The following is a 21,719-nucleotide window of genomic DNA, read 5'->3' as shown; positions in this document are numbered from 1 at the left end:
GAGCGGTCTTCAGCCGGCTTCGCGTACGCCGAGAGCGGAGGCCGCGAGCAGGAGGGCCTCGGCCGGATCCGCGCCGAGGGCCGTGATGCGGTCGGCGAAGGCGCGTGCCGCCACCTGCATCTCGCGGTGCACGGGCGACCCCGTCGCCGCCACGAATGAACCCAGACGCCCTCGCGTCTCGATCACGCCGTCGGCCTCGAGCTCGCGGTACGACCGGGCGATCGTGTTCGTGGCCAGGTGGAGTTCGGTGGCGAGGGCGCGCACGGTCGGCAGACGCACTCCCGCGGCGAGGGTGCCGGCCGTGATCGCATCCCGGAGCTGCACGCGCACCTGCTCGAACGGCGCCACCACCGGTGCGGCCGACTCCCCTCCCTGGTCGATCACGAGATCGATTCCGAGACCGAGGGTTCCACCCGGGGTGGCCCCGCCACCAGAGGCGCGGGTCGTGGCAGCCTTCATCGCCGGATCAGGTTCGACAGAACGATCGCGCTGCGCGTGTGATCGACGTTCGGGGCGATCCGCACCCGCTCCAGCGCATCCTCGAGGCTCGGGATGTCGCGCGAACGGATGTGCACGATCGCGTCGGCGCTTCCGGTGACGGTGCCCGCGTCGACCACTTCGGGCACCCCCGACAGAATGCGTTTGAGCTCGGCCGGGGCGACGGTGCCGCGGCAGAAGAGCTCGACGTACGCCTCGGTGACGGTGCCGTCGAGGGCGGGGTTCAGCTGGATCGTGAATCCCGTGATCACGTTGTCGGCCACGAGCCTGTCGATGCGACGTTTCACGGCCGAGGCGGAGAGCCCGATCACCTGCCCGATGTCGCCGTAGCCACTGCGTGAGTTGATTTTCAACAGGTCGATGATCCGGTGGTCCAAAGCGTCCATCCCGCGATGCTACGCCCGTTTCTTGCGCTCTTCTCGCAGTCAGGCCGATTTCGGCCACGCTGTGGCGAGAAACGGCGGAAAGCACAGATGCGCCGGGAGAACGAGTCCCCGATCGGGGCTCTGCACGCGGCGTGCCTGAATGTCGGCGCCCGGAGCGGCGTCACGTTTCCCGCATCCGCGCGTCTCTCTCAGTGAGGAGAGGCTGCGTACACTGGAACCGGGGATGGGCGGAAAGAACGAGATGAAGCACGATTCCGTCGCGCCTGACGGTGAACTCATCGAGAGAACACGGGCCGGCGATCAGGCGGCGTTCGCCGAATTGTGGCGCCGTCATTCGGCAGCAGCGCTGACGGTCGCGCGCGCCGCCAGCAGCTTCGATGCCGACGACCTGGTGGCGGAGGCGTTCGCGAAGGTGTTCGCGGCCATCCGTGCGGGCGGTGGGCCGACCGGCGCGTTCCGGCCCTATCTCTTCACCACCGTGCGCAACGTCGCCTCCAGCTGGGGGCGCACGTCGCAGGCCGTGCCGATCGACGACGTCGACGACCTCGAAGACCCCAGCACGAGCGAAGACGAGATGCTCGCGGCGCTCGACCGCTCGACCACTGCGCGGGCGTTCCGAACCCTGCCTTCGCGCTGGCAGGAGGTGCTCTGGTACACCGAGGTCGAGGCCATGAGTCCCCGTCATGTGTCGGCGCTCGTGGGCATGAAGCCGAACGCGGTCGCGGCCCTCGCCGTGCGCGCCCGCGAAGGGCTGCGGCAGGCCTGGATCACGGCGCACCTCGCCTCCGCCTCCACTGCTCCCGAGTGCCGCACCACCATCGAGCGCCTGGCGGCCTACACGCGCGGTTCCCTGGGTGCGCGGGCCACGGCGAAGGTCTCGGAGCACCTCGACGGATGCGCGCAGTGCCAGATCGTGGCCGAAGAGGCCTCCCAGGTCGGCTCCCGTCTCGCCCTCGTGCTTCTCCCGCTCGCGGCGGGCGCGGCAGGCGCCAGTGCCTACCTCGCCTCGGTGCAGCACGGTGCGGTCGCGGCAGCGACGGCCGCCGCCTTCGGTGGTGCTGCGACGGGTGCGGGCCTCGGGCCGGGTGCGGCTTCCGGTGGTGTGTCGAGCGCGGGTGCGGGCCTCGGATCGGGCGCGGCTGCGGGTGCGGCTTCCGGTGGTGTGTCGAGCGCGGGTGCGGGCCTCGGATCGGGCGCGGCTGCAGGAGCAACCACCGGCGTGCACGCGGCCACGACCGCGGGCGCGACCACGGGCACCGGCGCGACCACGGCCACGGGCGCGACCGCGGGCGCGACCACGGGCACCGGCGCGACCACGGCCACGGGCGCGACCGCGGGCGCGGGTTCGGCCGCGGGTTCGGGTTCGCCCGTGGGTGCCACCACGGCCACGAGCTCTGCCGCCGGCGCCGGCCCCGGTGCAGGGGCGGGGTCGAGCGGCCCCGCGGGCGGCGGCGCCGGTGCCGGAGCGGGGTCCGCGGGCGGAGGCCTGGCCGCCGGAGCCATCGCGGGTCTCGTCGCAGCCGGGGTCGCCGTGTTGGCGGGCGCCGGGGTCGCCGTCGCCCTCGTCGCCGGACCGCTGTGGGGCGGTGGCGGCGAGGTCGCGGTCGTCGAGGCGGCCACGTCGCCGAGTGCGCCCCCATCCGACACCGCGACGCCGAGCGATCCCGCCGAGCCGTCCCCTGCCCCGATCGTGGACGACCCCGTAGACCCTCCGATTCCCACGGATCCGGTCATCACGTCACCGCGCAGAACTCCGGTTCCGGATGCCCCGGCCGACGCCACCCCGCAAACGCTCTCCGGCGATGCCTCCCGTGTCCCGCCGACGCCGACTCCTCCCGCTCCGACCACCCCCGTCGATCCCGTCGACCCGGTCGATCCCGTCGACCCATCGGCGCCCACCCCACCCGAGGCGCCCCAGATCGCCGTCGATCCCGGCCCCACCTCCGTCTATCCCGTCCTCTCCGGCACGGCACTCGCCGGTGCCCAGATCACCGTCGCGCTCGTCGGCGCGAACGAATCGTCCGACACCGTCGAGTCGACCCAGTGGACCACCACGGCCGACCCCACCACCGGCGTCTGGCACCTCACGCTGAACGACCTCCGCGTCGGCGACTCCGAGGTGACGGCGACGCAGACCGTCACCGCACCCACCGAGTCGACCGGCGGGGCAGCCGGCGCCGGCGACTCCGACACACCCGACGCCGCCCCACCCGGTGCCGCCATCGCCGGCACCTCCCCGCAGACCGCACCCGTGCAGGTCACCCTCGACGCACCGCCAGCGATCACTGTCGAGACGCTCGACGAGGGCACTTCCTACCAGGTGACCGTGCACGGCTCCACGAACGGCACCGTGCGGCTCTACCACGACGACTTCCCCGCTTTCCAGAGCTCCGACATCACACTGAACGCCGATGGCAACTGGACGGCGACCTGGCTGGCCCCGAGCGGCGGCTTCTTCGTGCGCTACGTCGACGGCACGCGAGTGGGCGCGGCAGGACGCCCCGATTGACCAAAGTCCGACGCATCCGTTTCCCGGTCTAGAATCGGATGCTGAGGGCAGGTGATGATGGCCGTTTCAGCCGAGGCGGGTTCGCGCGTCGATGACGCGTATGAGTGGTTGCTCGCCGAGATCACGGGATTCCGGCTGCGATCGGGCTCGCCCCTGTCGGAGAACCGCCTCGCCGGTCAGCTCGGCATCAGCCGCACACCGGTGCGCGAGGCCCTGCAGCGCCTCGAGAAGGAGGGGCTGGTCAAGCGCACCGACAACGCGCGCTTCACCGTGTCGCAGCTCACCGCCACCGAGGTCAACGACGCCTGCGACCTGCTCGAGGTGCTCGACACCTACATCTGCCGCAAGGCCGCCACCACGCTCACCGATGCCGAGGCCGCGAAGCTCAAGGGCTACGTCGACGACATGTACGCCGCTGCCGCTGCCGACGACCGCGCCGCCTGGGCGCTCGCCGATCAGCTGTTCCACCGCTACGCCAACGCGCTCTCGGGCAATGTGCTCGTGGCCGAGACCGTGCGCGAGACGCGTCGGCGCATCCAGCGCTTCTGGTTGCGCGCCGCATCGATGCAGAGCCGTCTGCTCTCCTGCGCGGAGGAGTACGACGAGCTCTACAACGCCATGGTCGCCCACGACTACGCCGGGATCGAGCCCGCGGTCAAGAAGCACATCGGCCACATGCGCGAGCGGATGCTCGAGATGATAGCCGCGGCAGCCATGCTCCTCGGCGACGACTGACGAGCCCTGCCCCGCACGCCGCTATTGCGGCTCGGTCACGAAGTCGATGAGCTGTTCCACCCGCCCGAGCAGCACCGGTTCGAGGTCGGTGTAGGTCGAGACCCGCGACAGGATGCGCTTCCACGCCCGCGCGATGTCGGCCTGGTCGGCGTGCGGCCAGCCGAACGCTTCGCAGATGCCGTGCTTCCATTCGATCGAGCGCGGCACGGTGGGCCACGCACGGATGCCGAGCGCCTTGGGCGTCACGGCCTGCCAGATGTCGACGAACGGATGCCCCACCACCAGCACGTGCGACCCGAACGGCCCGCGCGCCACGGCCTCGGCGATCCGGCTCTCCTTCGACCCGGCCACCAGGTGATCGACCAGCACCCCGATGCGCCGCTCGCGGGAGGGCGCGAACGACCGCACGATCGCGTCGAGGTCGTCGACGCCCTCGAGGTACTCCACTACGACACCTTCGGCACGGAGGTCGTCACCCCACACCTTCTCCACGAGCTCGGCGTCGTGTCGCCCCTCCACGTAGATGCGGCTCGCGCGCGCGACCCGGGCGCGTTCGAGCGGCGCCGCAATCGAGCCCGAGGCCGTGCGGCGCAGCCCCGTGGCGGCCTTGCCGCTCGGCGCCACCAGCTGCACCGGTCGCCCCTCGAGCAGGAAGCCCGCTCCGAGCGGGAACATCCGCCGCTTCCCGTGGCGATCCTCGAGCTCGACCACACGCCCCTCGACGCTCACCACGCTCCCGCAGAAGTCGCTCGCCACCTCCTCGACCACGAGGTCGAACTCGGCCTCCACTTGGGGCAGGGCGACGGGCGCGGCCCGCCGATTGTAGTCGGCGAGCACGTCGGAGCCGTAGCGGTCGAAAGGGTCGGAGTCAGGCACCGCAACAGGCTACGCGCGCCCCGCCACACCACGGCCGCATGCCCGCGGTGTGGCCGCGAAGTGCTAGGCCTGCTCCTCGAACGCACGCAGGGTGAAGACGATGTCGTCGAGGAGACCGTCGACCTCGTCCTGATCCCACCCCGTGCGGAACTTCGTCTGCGCGAACCGCACATTCACCAGCTCGCTCGCCGTGATCGGCGCCGTCAGCGTCTCGCCGCGCTCATACGCCTCCAGCGTCGCCACCACATGGCTCAGCGTCGCGGCGACCTGCTCGGAGTCGTATCCCTCCCGGAAGTTCGTCTCCGTGAACAGGTGGGTGGCCACCCCGTCCGACGTGACCATGGTCTCGCTCCTGCCGCCCGCGGCACCACCACCGAAGAGCCTGTCGAAGAACCCCACTGCGCTACCCCCTCATCCGCGGCGGCCGCCCCTCCGCGCCCGTCGATCACGCGATTCTCGCACAGCCCGCAGCCCTACACTGAAACCACCCGATCCCGCCGCAGAGAGGCAGCCCATGACCGTGACCGTGCTCGCCATCGGAGAATCCCTCATCGACGTGGTCGACGCTCCGGATGAAGACGGCTCACCGATCCTGGTCGAGCACCCCGGTGGGTCCCCGATGAACATCGCCTACGGTGCCGCGCGCCTCGGCCTGCCCAGCATCCTGCTCACGGCCATCGGACCGGATGCCCGCGGTGCCGCCATCGCCGAGCACCTCGAAGCAGCGGGTGTCGAGATCGCGCCGGCGTCGTTCCGCGACGAAGAGACCTCCTCGGCCACGGCGCACATCCAGCCCGACGGATCGGCCCGCTACGACTTCGACCTCCGCTGGTCGCTGCCCCCCGATCTCGTGGTGCCACCGGCCGACATCGTGCACGTGGGCTCGATCGCCGCGTTCCTCGAGCCCGGCGGCACCTCGGTGCTGGCCCTCGTGCGCGAGCTGGCCGCATCCGATCACCCGCCGGTGATCACCTTCGATCCGAACATGCGTCCCTCGATCGTCACCGACCACGCATCCGCCCTCGTGCGCTTCGAGGAGCTCGCGGCCGGCACCACTGTGCTGAAACTGAGCGACGAGGACGCGGAGTGGCTGTACCCGGATGCCTCGGTCGACGAGGCGATCGACCGCATCCTCGCCCTCGGGCCCGCACTCGTGGCCGTGACCCGCGGTGGCGACGGCGCGGTGCTCGCCACGGCCGCCGACCGCGTGCAGGTGCCGGGCGTCTCCGTCGAGGTGGCCGACACCATCGGTGCGGGCGACTCCTTCATGAGCGCCCTCATCTACCAGCTCGCCCAGCTCCTCGACACGGATGCGGCCACCCGCGCCGACATCGCCGACGCCTCCGTTCTGGCGACTCCCGTGATCGAGGCCATCGGCGCGTTCGCCGTGGCGTGCGCCGGCATCACGGTCTCCCGTCCGGGCGCCAACCCGCCCGCCCTCGACGAGCTCCCGCCCGCCTGACTCTCTCCCGCGGCGGAGGCCGGAGTCGCTCTGCCCCACCCCGCGCGTGTGGACAACGGCAAACGTCGCGCCAACTCCGCCGTAGAGGGGCGAGGTCGGCGCGACGTTTGGGCGAGTCCGCGAATGCGGGACGGGAGTGCGAGTGCGTCAGGCGTCGGCGGCCCTCGCCGCCTGCGACTTCGGCACGGCTTTGGCAGCCGGGGCCGCCTTGGGGGCGCCGGTGGCACCGGAACCACCCGCGGAGGAGGCGGCCGGCTTCCGGGCGGGCGCGCGCCGAGCCGGCACGGCCGCCGCCGCGGCCACGGCCGCCGGCGCCACCGCGCGCGGCACGAGCCGCTCGAGCTGCGTCACGTGCGACGGGTTGAGCTCCTCGAGAGCGTTCACCCCGAGCAGCCGCATGGTGCGCGTGATCTGGTCGCCCAGGATCTGGATCATGCGATCAACCCCCTCGCGCCCACCCGCCATCAGCCCGTAGAGGTAGGCGCGGCCCACGAGGGTGAATCGTGCCCCGAGTGCCACCGACGCCACGATGTCGGCACCCGACATGATGCCCGTGTCGAGGTGCACCTCCAGGTCCGAGCCCACCTCGCGAGCGACATCCGGAAGCAGGTGGAAGGGGATGGGCGCCCGGTCGAGCTGCCGGCCACCGTGGTTCGAGAGCGTGATGCCGTCGACGCCCATGTCGGCCAGGCGCCGCGCATCGTCGAGGTTCTGAACGCCCTTCACCACGACCTTTCCGGGCCACTGCTCCTTGATCCACTCGAGGTCGTCGAACGTGACGGTGGGGTCGAACATCGAGTCGAGCAGCTCGCCCACGGTGCCCGACCAGCGGTCGAGCGAGGCGAAGGCGAGGGGTTCGGTGGTGAGGAAGTTGATCCACCACTCGGGCCGCGGCAGTGCGTTGATCACGGTGCCGGGGGTGAGCTGCGGCGGGATCGAGAAGCCGTTGCGCTTGTCGCGCAGGCGCGCGCCGGCCACGGGAACGTCGACCGTCACCAGCAGAGTGTCGAACCCCGCGGCCGCGGCGCGCTCGACCAGGGCCATCGACCGCGCACGGTCTTTCCACATGTAGAGCTGGAACCAGTTGCGGCCCGTGGGGTTCGCCGCCTTGACGTCTTCGATGGCGGTGGTGCCCATCGTCGACAGTGAGAACGGGATGCCCGCCGCAGCGGCCGCGCCGGCTCCCGCGATCTCGCCCTCGGTCTGCATCATGCGGGTGAAGCCCGTGGGTGCGATGCCGAACGGCAGCGCGACGGGGGCGCCGAGCACGTCCCATCCGGTGCTCACCCGCGACACGTCGCGCAGGATCGACGGGTTGAACTGGATGTCCTCGAACGCCTGGCGCGCACGCTTGAGGCTGATCTCGGCCTCGGCGGCACCCTCGGTGTAGTCGAAGGCGGCCTTCGGCGTGCGGCGCTTGGCGATCGTGCGCAGGTCGTCGATGGTCAGCGCGGAGTCGAGCCGGCGCTTCTTGGCGTTCAGCTCGGGGCTCTTGAACTGCAGGAGAGGCGCGAGGTCTTTGACCTTGGGGATGCGGCGCTGAACCATGGTGATCCTTGTCGTGGGGAGGTGATCAGTGGGACGGGGAGTGGATGCTCGAGACCTTCGTCTCGGCGTGATAGGTCTCGATGTGGGCGCGGATGCGGTCACGGGCGAGCGACGCGTCGCCGGCTTCGATCGCGGCCACGAGAGCACGGTGCTCGCGCTCGAGCCGGGCGGAGGTGTCGTTCCAGGAGGGCAGGGAGGATGCGCCGACGCGCACATAGCTCTCGATGGAGTCGCGCAGCCCGGCCATCATCGAGGCGATCACCTCGTTGCCGGATGCCACGGCGAGAGCCAGGTGGAAGGCCTGGTCGAGCGTGAGGAATTCATCGCGCGTGAGTGGGCCGCCGGCGGGGTTCTCCATGGCGTCGAGCAGTTCGGTGGCGGCCGCGAGATCGGGCCCGGATGCCGCGCTCGCGGCGTCACCGGCGTCACCGGCCGCGGCGGCCGACGCCTCGGCCAGCGCGGTCATCACGGCCGACTCGAGCACGATCCGCGTGGCCACCACATCCGGCACGGCGAAACCGTGAGCGGCCACCTGCAGTCGCACGAGCGCCGCCATGCCGCCCGAGGGCCGCGCGATGATGATGGCCCCCGACTGCGGCCCCGATCCGGTCTGCGTGCGGATGAGGCCCAGAACCTCGAGCACCCGCAGCGCCTCGCGCACAGAAGAGCGACCCACCCCGAGCTCGGCGGCGAGGGCGCGTTCAGAGGGGAGGTGGTCGCCTGGGCCGAGGACGCCGGCCACCAGGTAGCCCTCGATGCGCCGCAGCACGGTCTCCCAGGCACGCCCGGAGTCGAGCGCGGTGACGGATGTCTCGCTCAGTGTGTCCTCCTCGACGATGTTCAGCGCCGTCAGCTGCGGTGGGCAGTGGCGCGGATCCGTGGGCCCGACTGTGGTCAGACCACGTGGTCCGACCACAGTAGCAGACCGCGGCCTCCACGAGCGTGCCGATCGGCGGCGAGCTAACCCGTGGTGGGATCTTCCTGACGGAGCGTGGATACGGCAGAGTTGTCGCATGACCGACTACACCGATCCCAGCGCGTCCAGCTTGCGCCTCAGCAATGCCGACCGCGACGCGGCGGTGTCGGCGCTGTCCCGCGCCCATGCCGACGGCCGCATCACCGCCGACGAGTTCTCCGAGCGCTCGGCCGCCGCGAAGACGGCCGTCACCCGCGGCGACCTCGCGCCCCTCTTCGCCGACCTGCCCGTCGCTGTGCACGGCACGGAGTCGGTGCCCCCGGCATCCTTCTCCGCGCCGCCGGCCGGGGCGCCCTATTCCGCGGTGCCTCCGCGCGAGACCTACACCCGTGCGCGCCCTTTGGGCGGCGCGGCCGGGGTGGCGGCTGTGAGCATCACGCCGATCGTCGTGCTGGTGGTCTTCTTGGCGATCGGATTCCTCGTGCCGGGCGGTTTCGCCTGGTCGTGGGTGTTCTGGCTCGCCGTGCCGATCGTGGCCATCATCGTCTACGGCCCCGGCGGTCGCAGCGGGTACAACGGCCGCGACTGATGCACTGCCGGCGTCGGGGCTAGTCCTCGACGCCCGCCACCACGAGGATCGGCAGGTGGTCGCTCTCGCCCTGCGGGAGGGTGTCGATCGAGTCGATGCGGGTGTGCGCCGAGGTCACGAAGTCGAAGTGACCCTTGAAGTACTTGTAGCGCGCGTAGGTCGGCTTGTCGCTGAAGGAGAGCAGGTACCCCGACTCCACCATCCGTTCGTTGAGGCTGTTGCGGAACCACGGGTAGTTGTAGTCGCCCACCATCACCGTGGGAAGACCCGGCCCCATGATGCGCAGTGCGCTGTGGGCCGCTGCGATCTGCTTGCGCCGCAGCGAATTCGTGGCCGTGAGGGGAGCGGCGTGGAACGAGCCCACGAGGATCTCCTTCTCGATCTCGCGATCGTAGAGCTTCGCGGCGAGCAGTCGTTCGTGCGCCGGGGCCATCACCCGGTCGTGCATCGACTTGCGCAGGGCGAAGACCCGGGTGCCCCGCAATTCGAAACGCGACGCGCGGTAGTAGATCGCGAGGCCGAGCCTGTTGGTCTTGGTCGAGTCGGCGAGAGTCAGGTGCTGGATGTCATCGGGCATGTCCGAGGTGTCGCACTCCTGCAGGCACATCACGTCGACGTCGTAGATCCTCGCCAGATCGATGAGTTCGCCGCTCGCGTGGTGCTCGCGCAGGTTGTAACTGATGATGTTCAGTTCGCGTCCCATGTTCGTGTGAACCGTACCTTCTGTGACGGCGGCAGGGTAAGGGCCTAACCTCGCCATTCTGACACGATCCGGGCACACCGAACCTGAGTGCGGAATGAACTCCTCGTGCGGGCCGGCGAGGGCGCGGACCCTAGCGCGAGCCGGGCGTGTAGCGCGTGGGCGGGTAGGCCCTCGCCACGAGAGCCCGCAGCCCCTCGAGCGAGGAGTCGCCGGCCACGATGCCCTGCGCCCTGGCCTGCACGAGCACGTTGCCGATGGCGGTCGCCTCGGCGGGGCCCGCGAGAACGGTCAGCCCGGTGCGGTCGGCCGTCAACTGGCAGAGCAGTGCGTTCTGCGAACCGCCGCCCACCACGTGGATCGCGCGGATTCTCGTGCCCGACAGCGTCGCGGCGGCCTCGAGCGAGCGGGCGTACGCATCCGCGAGGCTCTCGAGAATCGACCGGGCGACCTCGGCGCGCGTCTGCGGTGGGGCGACACCGTGCTCGGTGCACCACTGGGCGATTCGCTCCGGCATGTCGCCCGGGGCGATGAAGCGCGGGTCGCCGGCATCGAACACCGAGACGGGCGTCGTGACCGCGGCCGCTGCCGAGATGAGGGTCGGCAGATCGATCTGCTCGCCGCCCCGCTCCCAGGTGCGCACCGATTCCGAGAGCAGCCACAGCCCCGACACGTTCTGCAGGAACCGGATGCGGCCGTCGACCCCGCCCTCGTTGGTGAACCCCGCGGCCCGGGCTGCTTCGGAGACCACCGGGCGATCGAGCTCCACTCCCACGAGCGACCAGGTTCCACTCGAGATGTAGGCGAATTCCCCCGCGGTGGCCGGCACCGCGACCACTGCGGAAGCGGTGTCGTGCGAGCCCACGGCGCTCACGGCGAGGTCTCGCGGGGCGCCGATCTCGTCGGCCACGGCGGGCAGCAGCGTGCCTACGGTTGAACCCGGCGAGACCAGCGGGGGAAGGATGCCGCGCGGCAGCCCGAGTCGCTCGATCAACGGGCCGTTCCACTCCGTGGTGTGCACGTCGAGCAGCCCGGTGGTGGAGGCGTTGGTGACCTCCGCCCGGCGGGCTCCCGTGAGCCAGAAGTTCACCAGATCGGGCACGAGCAGCAGCGAGTCGGCCTGCTCGAGCCCGCCCTCGAGCCGCTCGGCGGCGAGCTGGTAGAGCGTGTTGAACGGGAGGAACTGCAGTCCGTTCGCCGCATAGAGCTCGGCGGGCCCCACGAGAGCGTGGGTGGCGTCGACTCCGGCCGCGGTTCGCGCATCGCGGTAATGGTAAGGGGTGCCCAGCATCCGGTCGCCGCGCAGCAGCGCGTAGTCGACGGCCCAGGAGTCGACCGCGATGCTGCGCACATCGGGCTCTTCGCGCAGTGCCGAGGCCAGCCCCACGACCACGTTGCGGTAGAGCTCGAGGATGTTCCAGTGGAGTCCGTCGATCACCCGCACGGGGTTGTTCGGAAACCGCGCCACGGGCACGAGCCTCAACTCGTCGTGACCGACGTACCCGAGCATCACGCGCCCGCTGGTGGCGCCGAGGTCGACGGCGGCGACTGCTGCGGTCATGGGGTCTCTCTCACATCTCGAGTGTAAATCGGTGCCCACCTCCCAGATCCGTCACTTTTTGCGCGAATGCGAGCGATTATGCGCAAAAAGTGACGGATCTCGAAGGGGTGTCAGCGGAGGAACGCGGCGGCCACCCCGGCGTCGACCGGGATGTGCAGGCCTGTGGTGTGGGTGAGGTCGGCGCCCGTGAGCACGGCGACGGCATTGGCCACGTTCTCGGGCAGCACCTCGCGCTTCAGCAGGGTGCGCTGCGCGTAGTAGGCACCCAGCTCCTCCTCCGGCACGCCGTAGACGGCGGCGCGCTTGGCGCCCCAGCCGCCGGCGAAGATACCGGATCCGCGCACCACTCCATCCGGGTTGATGCCGTTGACCTTCACGCCGTATTCGCCGAGCTCGGCGGCCAGGAGGCGCACCTGGTGGGCCTGGTCGGCCTTCGTCGCCGAGTAGGCGATGTTGTTCGGGCCGGCGAACACCGAGTTCTTCGACGAGATGTAGATGATGTCGCCGCCCATCTCCTGGTCGATGAGCACGCGCGCCGCGGCCTTCGACACCAGGAACGAGCCCTTGGCCATCACGTCGTGCTGCAGATCCCAGTCCTTCTCGGTGGTCTCGAGCAGCGGCTTCGAGATCGACAGGCCCGCGTTGTTCACCACGAGGTCGAGTCCGCCGAAGGCGAGCAGGGCCGCGTCGATGCCGGCCTGGATCTCGGCCTCGCTCGTGACGTTCGCCTGAACGCCGATGGCGACATCCGTTCCGCCCAGTTCGGCTGCGGCGGCCTGGGCCTTCTCGAGGTCGAGGTCGGCGATCACCACACAGGCGCCTTCCGCGGCGAGGCGGGTGGCGATGGCCTTGCCGATTCCGGATGCGGCACCGGTGACGAGAGCGATGCGCGAGGCGTGCGACTTCGGCTTCGGCAGGCGCTGGAGCTTGGCCTCCTCGAGCGCCCAATACTCGATGCGGAACTTCTCCACCTCATCGATGGGGGCGTAGGTGCTGAGCGATTCCGCGCCGCGCATGACGTTGATGGCGTTGATGTAGAACTCGCCGGCCACGCGGGCGGTCTGCTTGTTGGCGCCGTAGGAGAACATGCCGACACCCGGGATGAGCACGATCGCCGGGTCGGCGCCGCGCATCGCGGGGGAGTCGGGCGACGCGTTGCGGTCGTAGTACGCGGCGTAGTCGGCGCGGTACTCCTCGTGCAGCACCTTCAGGCGTGCGATCGAGTCTTCGATGCTCGCGTCGGCGGGCAGGTCGAGCACGAGGGGCTTCACCTTGGTGCGCAGGAAGTGGTCGGGGCAGCTCGTGCCGAGGGCCGCGAGCCGCGGGTGCTCGGCCGACGCGAGGAAGTCGAGCACGACGTCGGCGTCGGTGAACGAGCCGACCTGCGCCTTGTCGGTGGAGGCGAGTCCACGGATGGTCGGCGCGAGAGCGGCGGCCTTCGCGCGACGCTCGGCCTCCGGCAGGGCGGCGAAGCCGTCGAGCGCCGGGCCGAACGGATCCGCCTTTCCGTTGTCGGCGATGTAGGCCGCGGCGGTGTCGATGATCCAGAGCGAGTTGGCCTCGGCCTCGTCGCTCGTGTCGCCCCACGCGGTGATGCCGTGGCCGCCGAGGATGCAGCCGATCGCATCCGGGTTCTCGGCCTTGATGGCGGCGATGTCGAGACCGAGCTGGAAGCCCGGGCGGCGCCAGGGCACCCACACGACCCTGTCGCCGTAGACCTTGGTGGTGAGCTCCTCACCGTCGGCGGCCGTGGCGATGGCGATGCCGGAGTCGGGATGCAGGTGGTCGACGTGGTTCGCGTCGACCAGGCCGTGCATGGCGGTGTCGATGCTCGGTGCCGCGCCGCCCTTGCCGAACAGGGTGTGGTCGAATGCGGCGACCATCTCGTCTTCGCGATCGACTCCCGGGTAGACGTTCCGCAGGGCGCGGAGGCGATCGACGCGCAACACCGCGAGACCCGACTCCTTCAGGGTGCCGAGGTCGCCGCCCGAGCCCTTGACCCACATGAGCTCGACATCCTCACCGGTCACCGGGTCGGTCTCGAAGCCCTTGGCGGAGGTGTTGCCCCCGGCGTAGTTGGTGTTCTTGGGATCGGAACCGAGTCGGTTCGAGCGCGCGATCAGATCGGCGGCGGCCTGCGAGGTCATGGATGCTCCATCGGATGTCATGGCGTGTGAACTTAACAGAACATAACACGAGCCCAATCGACTTGCCACCAAACGTTGCCTGAACGCCCTGGTTGCCACAACTTGTGGCAAGTCGCGCGGGCACCGCCAATTCGGGTTGCCACATCTTGTGGCGTGTGCCTTCGACTTGCCACAACTTGTGGCAAGTCGGGCGGCGGTGCCACCGCCTCGGGCCAGCGACGCGCGGCCCGCTGGCTCAGCGGAGCTCGGCGAACGGGCGGATGCCGTCGAGCCGCGAATCGGAGGGGTCGAGCTCGGTGATCACGATCGAGATGCGTTCCCACGGGATCGCCGCCGCCGCCGCGCGCCGCCCGAGCTTGGCCGCCGTGATCAGCAGCACGGTCTCCCGCGCTGCCCGCATCAGTTCGCGCTTCACCTGGGCCTCCTCGAGGATGGTCTCGCTCGTGCCGTGCTCGAGATCGGCCGCGGCCGCCGAGGTGAAGAAGCGGTCGTAGTTGAGCAGCCCCGCCGCAGCACAGGCGATCGGACCCACGAAGCTCTCGGTGCGCGGCTCGAGCTCGCCGCCGAGCAGCACCGCCCGCGTGCCGCGCAGGGTGCGCGCCCGTGCGTGGTTGTGCGCCGAGTTCGTGGCGATGAGGAGGTCGGACGCCCCCCGCAGCTGCGCGAGGAGATGCCCCGAGGTGGAGGAGGCGTCGACGGCGATGGTGCCCGCATCCGGAACCAGATCGAGCGCCTTGCGCGCGATCTCGGTCTTCGCGGCATCCTCCACACCCTGGCGCTCGGCGAACGGCTGAGCCTTCACCGTGGCCACCGCGCCCCCGCGCACGCGCACCACGATGCCCTCCCGCTCGAGTGCTTCGAGGTCGCGCCGCACCGTCATGGTGGAGACCCCGAGGTCGGCGGCCGACTCCTCGAGACGGATGACGCCCTGCTCGTCGAGGCGCGCCAGAAGGTGCTCCCGCCGCTCCGCGCCGATCACCGTGGCCATCCGTCATCCTTCCGACACGAGAACGCTAGCGGATGCGACACGGCGGCCGGGCTCAGAGGCTCGCGTTCGCCGGGTCTTCGAGCAGCGACTGGAACGCGATCTCCGCGGCACCCACCAGCAGCAGGCGCGAGCGCAGCTGGGCCCGCTCCAGCGTGAGAGTGCCTGCCAGCTGACTGAACGACGCCGCCTGTACTCCCTCGCGGAGGCGTTCGGGGTGCGCTGCGATGAGTGAGCCGAGGAAACCACCGAGCAGGATGCGCTCGGGGTTGAACATGCTCACGAAGTTGGCGAGAGCGGCGCTCAGCACGTCGAGCTGCCGGGTGATCTCGGCGTCGACCGCGGGATCGGTGTTCGAGAGCAGGATCTGGTCGAGCTCGTCGCCGTCGATGGTCTCGCGCCCCAGCACCGCGAGGAGGCGGCCGAGCTGAACCTCGGTCTCGAGGCATCCGGTGCGACCGCAGTGGCAGAGCAGGCCCTCGCCGTTGACGAGGGTGTGGCCGAGCTCGGCCCCGTAGCCCTCGGCGCCGAGGAGCGGAACGCCGCCCACCAGCACGCCGCCACCGATGCCCGAGGGGCTGCCGTTGACGTAGACCAGGTCTTTCACGCCTCGGCCGGCCCCGTAGATGCTCTCGGCGATGATGCCGAGATTCGCGTCGTTGCCGGCCGTGGCGGGGTATCCGAGTGCATCCGAGAGCAGTTCGGCGAGTGGCTCGTCGTGCCAGTCGAGGTGCGGGGCGAGCGTCACCATGCCGTCGCCCGTGCGCACCAGACCGGGCACGGCGATACCGGCACCCGCGATGCGGTACGTGGATTCGAGTTCTCCGCGCATCCCGTCGACCACCGCGCGAACGATGTTGACGGTCTCGCGCACACTCGGCAGACCCTCGGTCTCGTAGCGGATGCGTCGGTGCACCTTGCCGCCGAGCCCCACGAGACCGATGATGATCGCGTCGGTGTCGGGGTTCACCGCGATGACGGCCACCCGTTCGTTCGGGTGCACGAAGGGACTGGGGCGCCCGACGCTACCGTGGTCGGTGCTCGCGGTCTCGTAGGCGAGACCGAGTTCCACCAGCTCGCCGACGAGGGCGGCGATGGTCGAGCGGTTGAGGCCCAGCCGGCGAGTGAGATCGGCCCGGGTCTGCGCGCCACCGTGGTGGAGGGTGGTCAGAACCGTGGACAGATTGTGGCGACGGGTCTGGTCGTTGCTGTTGCCGACGCCCGCGGAGACGGGGCGTGACGAGCCGAGGATCGACACAGAGCCTCCTCAGGACGTGTGATCAGGGGACAGGAAACCGTGCGACCTTCCCGCTACGGCCGACCACGCAGGCGCGGTGCGGCCGTAGCGGGTAGGACATCAGCGGCCGGAGCGCCTCTTGTTGATGATGTCGAACGCGACCGCCAGAAGCAAAACGAGGCCCTTGATGGCCTGCTGCCAGGCGGCGTCGACCGAGAGGATCGACAGACCCATGTTCAGCACGCCCATCACGAGACCACCGATCACGGCGCCCACGACGGTTCCGACGCCACCCTGAACGGCGGCGCCACCGATGAACACGGCGGCGATCGCGTCGAGCTCGTAGCTCTGACCGGCGGATGCCACGGCCGACCCGGCACGGGCGGTGGCGACCACACCGGCGAGACCGGCGAGCACACCCATGTTCACGAAGATCGCGAAGTTGATCCACTTGGTCTTCACGCCGCTCATCTGCGCGGCGAAGAGGTTGCCACCCATCGCGTAGACGTGACGGCCGAACACCGAGCGGTTCAGGATGAAGGTGTACAGCAGGATGAGCACGGCCAGGATGATCAGGATGATCGGGGTGCCGGAGTAGGCGCTGAGCTGCCAGGAGAGGGCCATGATCGCGATGACGAGGATCGCGCTCTTGACGATCGCCGAGGCGGCGGGTTCGCGCGGCAGTTCGAGCTTGCGCAGGGTGGCACGGGTGCGCACCTGCTGCACCACGAAGGCAGCCGAGGCCAGAAGACCGAGCACGAGGGTGAACGTGTCGCGACCGCCGAGGATCTCACCGAGGAAGCCGGGGATCCAGCCCGCGCCGATCGCGGTGAACTCGTCGGGCAGGCCCGAGATGGTTCCACCGGTGAGCAGCACCAGCGTGAGACCACGGAAGATCAGCATGCCCGCCAGCGTGACGATGAACGCCGGTATGCCGACGAACGCCACCCAGAAGCCCTGCCAGGCTCCGATCACGGCGCCCACCACGAGGGCGAGCAGCACGGCGGCCCACCAGGGGAGACCCCAGCTGTTCATGGCGAGTGCGGCCACGGCCCCCACGAGGGCGACCACCGACCCCACCGACAGGTCGATGTGACCCGCGATGATCACGATCACCATGCCGATGGCGAGGATCAGCACGTAGGAGTTCTGCTGGATGAGGTTGTTGACGTTGCCGGGCATCAGGAGGCGCCCGCCGGTCAGGATCTCGAACAGCAGGATGATGATGGCCAGGGCGGCGAGGATGCCGTACTGGCGCAGGTCGACCCGCTGCCTCTTCGGCGACTTGATCGGAGCGGGCCCCGAGGGCTCCGTCGGTGCTTCGGTTGCGATGTTGCTCATCGGGGTCAGTCCCTTCCCGCGGTCATGTAGTGCATGAGTGTTTCCTGGGTTGCGTCCTCACGGGCGACTTCGCCCGTGATCCGCCCCTCGGAGATGGTGTAGATGCGGTCGGCGAGGCCGAGGAGCTCGGGGAGCTCGGAGGAGATCACGATGACCGCCTTGCCCTGTGCCGCCAGCTGGTTGATGATGCCGTAGATCTCGTACTTGGCACCGACGTCGATGCCGCGAGTGGGCTCATCGAGGATCAGCACGTCGGGCCCCGTGAACATCCACTTCGACAGAACGACCTTCTGCTGGTTGCCGCCGGAGAGCTTGCCCACGATGGCCGAGACGGAGGGTGCCTTGATGTTCATCGAGGCACGGTACTCCTCTGCGACCTTGGTCTCCTTGTTGCGGTCGACCACCCCGCCCGTGGCGAGCTTGCCCAGCGCGGCCGCGGAGATGTTCTCGGCGATGTCGGCGATGAGGTTGAGGCCGTACTTCTTGCGGTCTTCGGTGGCGTAGGCGAGACCGTTCTCGATGGCCTCGCTCACCGTGCGGGTCTGGATCTCCTTGCCGGCCTTGAAGACCTTGCCGGAGATGTTGATGCCGTAGGAGCGGCCGAAGATGCTCATCGCGAGCTCGGTGCGACCGGCGCCCATGAGCCCGGCGAAGCCGACGATCTCGCCCGCCTTCACGGTGAAGGAGGCGTCGTCGACGACCTTCCGTTCGGTGTCGACGGGGTGGTAGGCGGTCCAGTTCTCGACCCGGAAGTACTCTTCGCCGATGTCCGGCGTGCGGGGCGGGAACTGGTTGTCGAGGGGGCGGCCCACCATGGAGCGGATGATGCGCGACTCCGTGGCATCCGCTTCCTTCATGCTGAAGGACTCGATCGTCTTGCCGTCGCGGATGATCGTGACGGTGTCGGCGATCTTGCGGATCTCCTTCAGCTTGTGGCTGATGATGATGCAGGTGATGCCCTGCTCGCGCAGGTGGTTGATGAGCGTCAGCAGGTGGTCGGAGTCGTCGTCGTTGAGCGCGGCGGTGGGCTCGTCGAGGATGAGGAGCTTCACGCGCTTCGACAGCGCCTTCGCGATCTCGACCAGCTGCTGCTTGCCGACGCCGAGCTCGAGCACGGGGGTCGCGGGGTTCTCGTTGAGCCCCACCCGGGCGAGCAGCGTTGCGGCTTCGCGGTTGGTCTTGTTCCAGTCGATGATGCCGCGTCTGGCGTTCTCGTTGCCGAGGAAGATGTTCTCGGCGATCGAGAGGTAGGGGCTGAGAGCGAGTTCCTGGTGGATGATGACGATGCCGTCGTGCTCGGAATCGTTGATGTTCTTGTAGGCGGTCGGGTGGCCCTCGAACTCGATGGTGCCGCCGAAGGTGCCGTGCGGGTAGACGCCGCTGAGCACCTTCATCAGGGTCGACTTTCCGGCGCCGTTCTCGCCGCAGATGGCGTGGACCTCACCGCGCTCAACGACGATCGAGACGCCGTCGAGCGCCTTCACCCCGTTGAAGTCCTTGGTGATGTCCCGCATCCACAGAATCGCGTTGCTCATGGATCGCTTCGCTCTCTTTCAACTGGGGTTGGGGGGACAAGGTGATCGGCGGCGGCCCCCGGATGGAGGCCGCCGCCGACCGTCAGTACTGCTTAGAGTCCGACGTCGGATGCCTTGAGGAATCCGGAGTCGATCAGCTTGGACTGCACGTCGTCCTTGACGACGACCACGGGGTCGAGCAGGTAGGAAGGAACGACCTTCTTGCCATTGTCGTAGGTCTTCGTGTCGTTGACCTCGACCTCTTCACCGGCCGAGATCGACTGGATCATCTCGAAGACGCGCTTGCCGAGCTCGCGGGTGTCCTTCCAGACCGTCATCGACTGGGTGCCGTTGAGGATCGCCTGGACGTTGGCCTTGTCGGCGTCCTGTCCGGTGATCACCGGGTAGCCCTCACCGGCGGTGTAGCCGGCCGACTTCAGCGAGGCCTCGATACCGAGCGCCAGGCTGTCGTTGGGGGAGAGGACCACGTCGACCTTCTGTCCACCGGAGTAGAAGGAGGAGAGGCGGTTGTCCATCTCGGCCTGAGCGTCGTCCGAGCCCCAGCCGAGGATTCCGATGGCCTTCCAGCCGTCGTCACCCGTGGGGTTCTTGCCCGAGGGGATCACGAGCTGGCCGCTCTCCACGTAGGGCTGGAGGACGTCCCACGCGCCGTGGAAGAAGAAGCCGGCGTTGTTGTCGTCGGGGCTGCCGGCGAAGGGCTCGAAGTTGTACGGGCCTTTGCCGTCCTTCAGACCGAGCTGCTCTTCGATGTACTGGCCCTGGAGCTGGCCCACCTTGTAGTTGTCGAACGTCGCGTAGTAGTCGACGTCTTCGGTGCCGTTGATCAGACGGTCGTAGGCGATGACCGTGATGTCCTGCTTCTTGGCGTCGGCGAGTACCGGGCCGAGGGTCTCACCGTCGATGGCGGCGACCACGAGGATCTTCGCACCGCCGGCGACCTGGTTCTGGATCTGCGAGATCTGCTGCTCGGTCTTGTTGTCTGCGTACTGCAGGTCGACGGTGCAGCCGGCGTCGGTGAGCTGCTTCTGCAGGCCTTCACCGTCGTTGATCCAGCGCTCGAGCGAACGGGTCGGCATCGAGATTCCGACGTTGCAGTCGGCGACGGTTGCGCCGCCGGTGCTTCCGGCATCCGTGGAGCTGCCCGAGCTGCAGGCTGCGAGGCTGGCCGCGAGGCCGCCGACGACGGCAAGCGCCATCAGTTTCTTCGTCATTGACATGTGATGTCAGTCCCTTTCATCTTCGGAAGGGGAATTAGCTGTGAGCTATTACTCCCTTGTAATGGTCAACGGTGTGGTGCAACTTTGTTGACTCCCGAAACATATACCAGCGCCCGATCCAACGCAAAGGAAAGGGCATTTCCTTGGTGTTTGTTGCCAATTCGTGACCTGTGAACTCCTGAGTCTGACTTTGACACCCCACAAGCAGGCCAATATGTTGGGGGCAATAACTTTTCCTACAAAGACGTTGAACTGGAGCACTGCGATGTCCCTCACCCCTTCCCGCGAAGACAAGTTCTCATTCGGCTTGTGGACGATCGGCTATAACGGCGCCGACCCGTTCGGCGGCCCGACCCGTGCACCCCTCGACGTGGTGCACGGCGTGGAGAAGCTCGCCGAGCTCGGGGCCTACGGCCTCACCTTCCACGATGACGACCTCTTCGCCTTCGGCTCCACCGATGCGGAGCGCCAGAACCAGATCGACCGCCTCAAGGGCGCGCTCTCCGACACCGGCCTCATCGTGCCGATGGTCACCACCAACCTCTTCAGCGCCCCCGTGTTCAAAGACGGCGGCTTCACGTCGAACGACCGTGCCGTGCGCCGGTTCGCACTCCGCAAGGTGCTGCGCAACATCGATCTCGCCGCCGAACTCGGCGCGAAGACGTTCGTGATGTGGGGCGGCCGCGAGGGTGCCGAGTACGACTCGGCCAAGAACATCCAGGCCGCCCTCGAGCGCTACCGCGAGGCCGTGAACCTGCTGGGCGACTACGTCACCGACAAGGGATACGACATCCGGTTCGCGATCGAGCCCAAGCCCAACGAGCCCCGTGGCGACATCCTGCTCCCGACGCTCGGCCACGCGCTGGCGTTCATCGAGACGCTCGAGCGCCCCGAGCTCGTGGGTATCAACCCCGAGGTGGGCCACGAGCAGATGGCGGGCCTCAACTTCGCCGCCGGCATCGCGCAGGCGCTCTACCAGGGCAAGCTCTACCACATCGACCTCAACGGGCAGCGCGGCATCAAGTACGACCAGGACCTCGTGTTCGGCCACGGTGACCTGCACAACGCCTTCGCGCTCGTCGACCTGCTCGAGAACGGTGGCCCGAACGGCGGCCCGTCGTACGACGGCCCCCGTCACTTCGACTACAAGCCGTCGCGTACCGAAGACGAGACCGGCGTGTGGGACTCGGTGACGGCGAACATGCGCACCTACCTCATCCTGAAGGAGCGCGCTGCGGCCTTCCGCGCCGACCCCGAGGTGCAGGAGGCGCTCGTCGCCGCTCGCGTCGGCGAGCTGTCGGTGCCGACCCTCTCCGAAGGCGAGTCGTACGACGACTTCCTCGCCGACACCGCGTCGTACGAGACCTTCGACTCGGGCCAGTACTACAACGGCAAGGGCTTCGGCTTCGTGCGCCTGCAGCAGCTGGCCCTCGAGCACCTCACGGGCGCCCGCTAGTCACCACCTCCGAAACGGAGG

Annotated in this window: 19 protein-coding genes; 5 read left to right on the top strand and 14 right to left on the bottom strand. The window is 69.0% G+C overall.

Translation table 11 applies throughout. The annotated features are described in order from the left end of the window. Nucleotides 1-9 precede the first annotated feature (9 nt). Complete coding sequence (locus EPO52_RS09035) at nucleotides 10-459, bottom strand: GntR family transcriptional regulator (protein WP_290804961.1); 450 nt, start codon at nucleotides 457-459, stop codon at nucleotides 10-12. Next, nucleotides 456-884 (bottom strand): Lrp/AsnC family transcriptional regulator, encoded by a 429-nt coding sequence (locus tag EPO52_RS09030; protein WP_290804959.1) that lies wholly within the window; start codon nucleotides 882-884, stop codon nucleotides 456-458. Before EPO52_RS09030 ends, EPO52_RS09035 begins: the two co-directional genes overlap by 4 nt. Nucleotides 885-1,107: 223 nt before the next feature. On the opposite strand from EPO52_RS09030, the gene EPO52_RS09025 reads away from it, so the two are divergent. Both EPO52_RS09025 and EPO52_RS09020 read left to right on the top strand, forming a co-directional pair. Then, entirely contained in the window at nucleotides 1,108-3,393 is a 2,286-nt protein-coding gene (locus EPO52_RS09025; protein WP_290804956.1) for a sigma-70 family RNA polymerase sigma factor, read from the top strand. Nucleotides 3,394-3,447: 54 nt separating this feature from the next. Next, the gene (locus EPO52_RS09020) at nucleotides 3,448-4,128 is read left to right on the top strand and encodes a GntR family transcriptional regulator (protein WP_290804953.1); all 681 of its coding nucleotides are present in this window, start codon (nucleotides 3,448-3,450) and stop codon (nucleotides 4,126-4,128) included. A gap of 21 nt (nucleotides 4,129-4,149) precedes the next feature. Here the strand turns inward: EPO52_RS09020 and EPO52_RS09015 are convergent, their stop codons facing one another. Beyond that, nucleotides 4,150-5,004 carry a DUF3097 domain-containing protein gene (locus tag EPO52_RS09015; protein ID WP_290804950.1) on the bottom strand — a complete coding sequence of 285 codons (855 nt, stop codon included), beginning with the start codon at nucleotides 5,002-5,004 and terminating at the stop codon, nucleotides 4,150-4,152. Nucleotides 5,005-5,067: 63 nt separating this feature from the next. Then, nucleotides 5,068-5,403 carry a DivIVA domain-containing protein gene (locus tag EPO52_RS09010; RefSeq protein WP_290804947.1) on the bottom strand — a complete coding sequence of 112 codons (336 nt, stop codon included), beginning with the start codon at nucleotides 5,401-5,403 and terminating at the stop codon, nucleotides 5,068-5,070. A gap of 115 nt (nucleotides 5,404-5,518) precedes the next feature. On the opposite strand from EPO52_RS09010, the gene EPO52_RS09005 reads away from it, so the two are divergent. Then, nucleotides 5,519-6,466: a carbohydrate kinase gene (locus EPO52_RS09005; RefSeq protein WP_290804945.1), complete on the top strand. Its 948-nt coding sequence runs from the start codon at nucleotides 5,519-5,521 to the stop codon at nucleotides 6,464-6,466. 147 nt (nucleotides 6,467-6,613) lie between these two features. On the opposite strand, the gene EPO52_RS09000 is transcribed toward EPO52_RS09005, so the two are convergent. Both EPO52_RS09000 and EPO52_RS08995 read right to left on the bottom strand, forming a co-directional pair. Beyond that, entirely contained in the window at nucleotides 6,614-8,014 is a 1,401-nt protein-coding gene (locus EPO52_RS09000; protein ID WP_290804943.1) for an alpha-hydroxy acid oxidase, read from the bottom strand. Between the two features lie 25 nt (nucleotides 8,015-8,039). Next, nucleotides 8,040-8,930 carry an FCD domain-containing protein gene (locus EPO52_RS08995; RefSeq protein ID WP_290804940.1) on the bottom strand — a complete coding sequence of 297 codons (891 nt, stop codon included), beginning with the start codon at nucleotides 8,928-8,930 and terminating at the stop codon, nucleotides 8,040-8,042. Between the two features lie 97 nt (nucleotides 8,931-9,027). Between EPO52_RS08995 and EPO52_RS08990 the strand changes: the two genes are divergently transcribed. Further along, on the top strand, nucleotides 9,028-9,519 hold the full coding sequence (locus tag EPO52_RS08990) for a DUF1707 domain-containing protein (RefSeq protein ID WP_290804937.1): 492 nt from the start codon (nucleotides 9,028-9,030) through the stop codon (nucleotides 9,517-9,519). Between the two features lie 19 nt (nucleotides 9,520-9,538). Here EPO52_RS08990 and EPO52_RS08985 read toward each other — a convergent pair whose 3' ends face one another. The 8 genes from EPO52_RS08985 to chvE all read right to left on the bottom strand — a co-directional run bounded on the left by EPO52_RS08985 (nucleotide 9,539) and on the right by chvE (nucleotide 20,242). Then, nucleotides 9,539-10,222 (bottom strand): endonuclease/exonuclease/phosphatase family protein, encoded by a 684-nt coding sequence (locus EPO52_RS08985; protein WP_290804934.1) that lies wholly within the window; start codon nucleotides 10,220-10,222, stop codon nucleotides 9,539-9,541. A 130-nt stretch (nucleotides 10,223-10,352) separates the two neighbouring features. Continuing rightward, nucleotides 10,353-11,780 (bottom strand): rhamnulokinase family protein, encoded by a 1,428-nt coding sequence (locus tag EPO52_RS08980; protein WP_290804932.1) that lies wholly within the window; start codon nucleotides 11,778-11,780, stop codon nucleotides 10,353-10,355. A gap of 110 nt (nucleotides 11,781-11,890) precedes the next feature. Further along, a complete protein-coding gene (locus tag EPO52_RS08975) occupies nucleotides 11,891-13,927 on the bottom strand; it encodes a bifunctional aldolase/short-chain dehydrogenase (protein WP_290804928.1) in 2,037 nt (678 codons plus the stop codon). Nucleotides 13,928-14,162: 235 nt separating this feature from the next. Beyond that, the gene (locus EPO52_RS08970; protein ID WP_290804926.1) at nucleotides 14,163-14,915 is read right to left on the bottom strand and encodes a DeoR/GlpR family DNA-binding transcription regulator; all 753 of its coding nucleotides are present in this window, start codon (nucleotides 14,913-14,915) and stop codon (nucleotides 14,163-14,165) included. Between the two features lie 52 nt (nucleotides 14,916-14,967). Continuing rightward, nucleotides 14,968-16,170: an ROK family transcriptional regulator gene (locus tag EPO52_RS08965; RefSeq protein ID WP_290804923.1), complete on the bottom strand. Its 1,203-nt coding sequence runs from the start codon at nucleotides 16,168-16,170 to the stop codon at nucleotides 14,968-14,970. Between the two features lie 99 nt (nucleotides 16,171-16,269). Continuing rightward, nucleotides 16,270-17,490 (bottom strand): multiple monosaccharide ABC transporter permease, encoded by a 1,221-nt coding sequence (gene mmsB, locus EPO52_RS08960; RefSeq protein ID WP_290804920.1) that lies wholly within the window; start codon nucleotides 17,488-17,490, stop codon nucleotides 16,270-16,272. A gap of 5 nt (nucleotides 17,491-17,495) precedes the next feature. Next, entirely contained in the window at nucleotides 17,496-19,025 is a 1,530-nt protein-coding gene (mmsA, locus tag EPO52_RS08955) for a multiple monosaccharide ABC transporter ATP-binding protein (protein WP_290804917.1), read from the bottom strand. Nucleotides 19,026-19,117: 92 nt separating this feature from the next. Further along, nucleotides 19,118-20,242, bottom strand: coding sequence for a multiple monosaccharide ABC transporter substrate-binding protein (gene chvE / locus EPO52_RS08950; RefSeq protein ID WP_290804915.1), 1,125 nt, complete (start codon nucleotides 20,240-20,242; stop codon nucleotides 19,118-19,120). 265 nt (nucleotides 20,243-20,507) lie between these two features. Here chvE and xylA point away from each other — a divergent pair, with 265 nt between their 5' ends. Next, nucleotides 20,508-21,698, top strand: a complete 1,191-nt coding sequence (gene xylA / locus EPO52_RS08945) for a xylose isomerase (protein ID WP_290804912.1) — start codon at nucleotides 20,508-20,510, stop codon at nucleotides 21,696-21,698. Nucleotides 21,699-21,719 lie beyond the last annotated feature (21 nt).

Origin of the sequence: Herbiconiux sp. (assembly GCF_004297105.1) — a bacterium.
Classification (GTDB): Bacteria; Actinomycetota; Actinomycetes; order Actinomycetales; family Microbacteriaceae; genus Herbiconiux.
The sequence above is the reverse complement of the archived record's forward strand: the minus strand, read 5'-3'. Positions and strand labels throughout refer to the sequence as shown.

Bases quoted from the DNA above. Each gene is read 5' to 3' on its own strand.
- EPO52_RS09035 (WP_290804961.1), bottom strand. From the start codon at position 459: ATGAAGGCTGCCACGACCCGCGCCTCTGGTGGCGGGGCCACCCCGGGT.
- EPO52_RS09030 (WP_290804959.1), bottom strand. From the start codon at position 884: ATGGACGCTTTGGACCACCGGATCATCGACCTGTTGAAAATCAACTCA.
- EPO52_RS09025 (WP_290804956.1), top strand. From the start codon at position 1,108: ATGGGCGGAAAGAACGAGATGAAGCACGATTCCGTCGCGCCTGACGGT.
- EPO52_RS09020 (WP_290804953.1), top strand. From the start codon at position 3,448: ATGATGGCCGTTTCAGCCGAGGCGGGTTCGCGCGTCGATGACGCGTAT.
- EPO52_RS09005 (WP_290804945.1), top strand. From the start codon at position 5,519: ATGACCGTGACCGTGCTCGCCATCGGAGAATCCCTCATCGACGTGGTC.
- EPO52_RS09000 (WP_290804943.1), bottom strand. From the start codon at position 8,014: ATGGTTCAGCGCCGCATCCCCAAGGTCAAAGACCTCGCGCCTCTCCTG.
- EPO52_RS08990 (WP_290804937.1), top strand. From the start codon at position 9,028: ATGACCGACTACACCGATCCCAGCGCGTCCAGCTTGCGCCTCAGCAAT.
- EPO52_RS08985 (WP_290804934.1), bottom strand. From the start codon at position 10,222: ATGGGACGCGAACTGAACATCATCAGTTACAACCTGCGCGAGCACCAC.
- EPO52_RS08980 (WP_290804932.1), bottom strand. From the start codon at position 11,780: ATGACCGCAGCAGTCGCCGCCGTCGACCTCGGCGCCACCAGCGGGCGC.
- EPO52_RS08975 (WP_290804928.1), bottom strand. From the start codon at position 13,927: ATGACCTCGCAGGCCGCCGCCGATCTGATCGCGCGCTCGAACCGACTC.
- EPO52_RS08970 (WP_290804926.1), bottom strand. From the start codon at position 14,915: ATGGCCACGGTGATCGGCGCGGAGCGGCGGGAGCACCTTCTGGCGCGC.
- mmsB (WP_290804920.1), bottom strand. From the start codon at position 17,490: ATGAGCAACATCGCAACCGAAGCACCGACGGAGCCCTCGGGGCCCGCT.
- mmsA (WP_290804917.1), bottom strand. From the start codon at position 19,025: ATGAGCAACGCGATTCTGTGGATGCGGGACATCACCAAGGACTTCAAC.
- chvE (WP_290804915.1), bottom strand. From the start codon at position 20,242: ATGTCAATGACGAAGAAACTGATGGCGCTTGCCGTCGTCGGCGGCCTC.
- xylA (WP_290804912.1), top strand. From the start codon at position 20,508: ATGTCCCTCACCCCTTCCCGCGAAGACAAGTTCTCATTCGGCTTGTGG.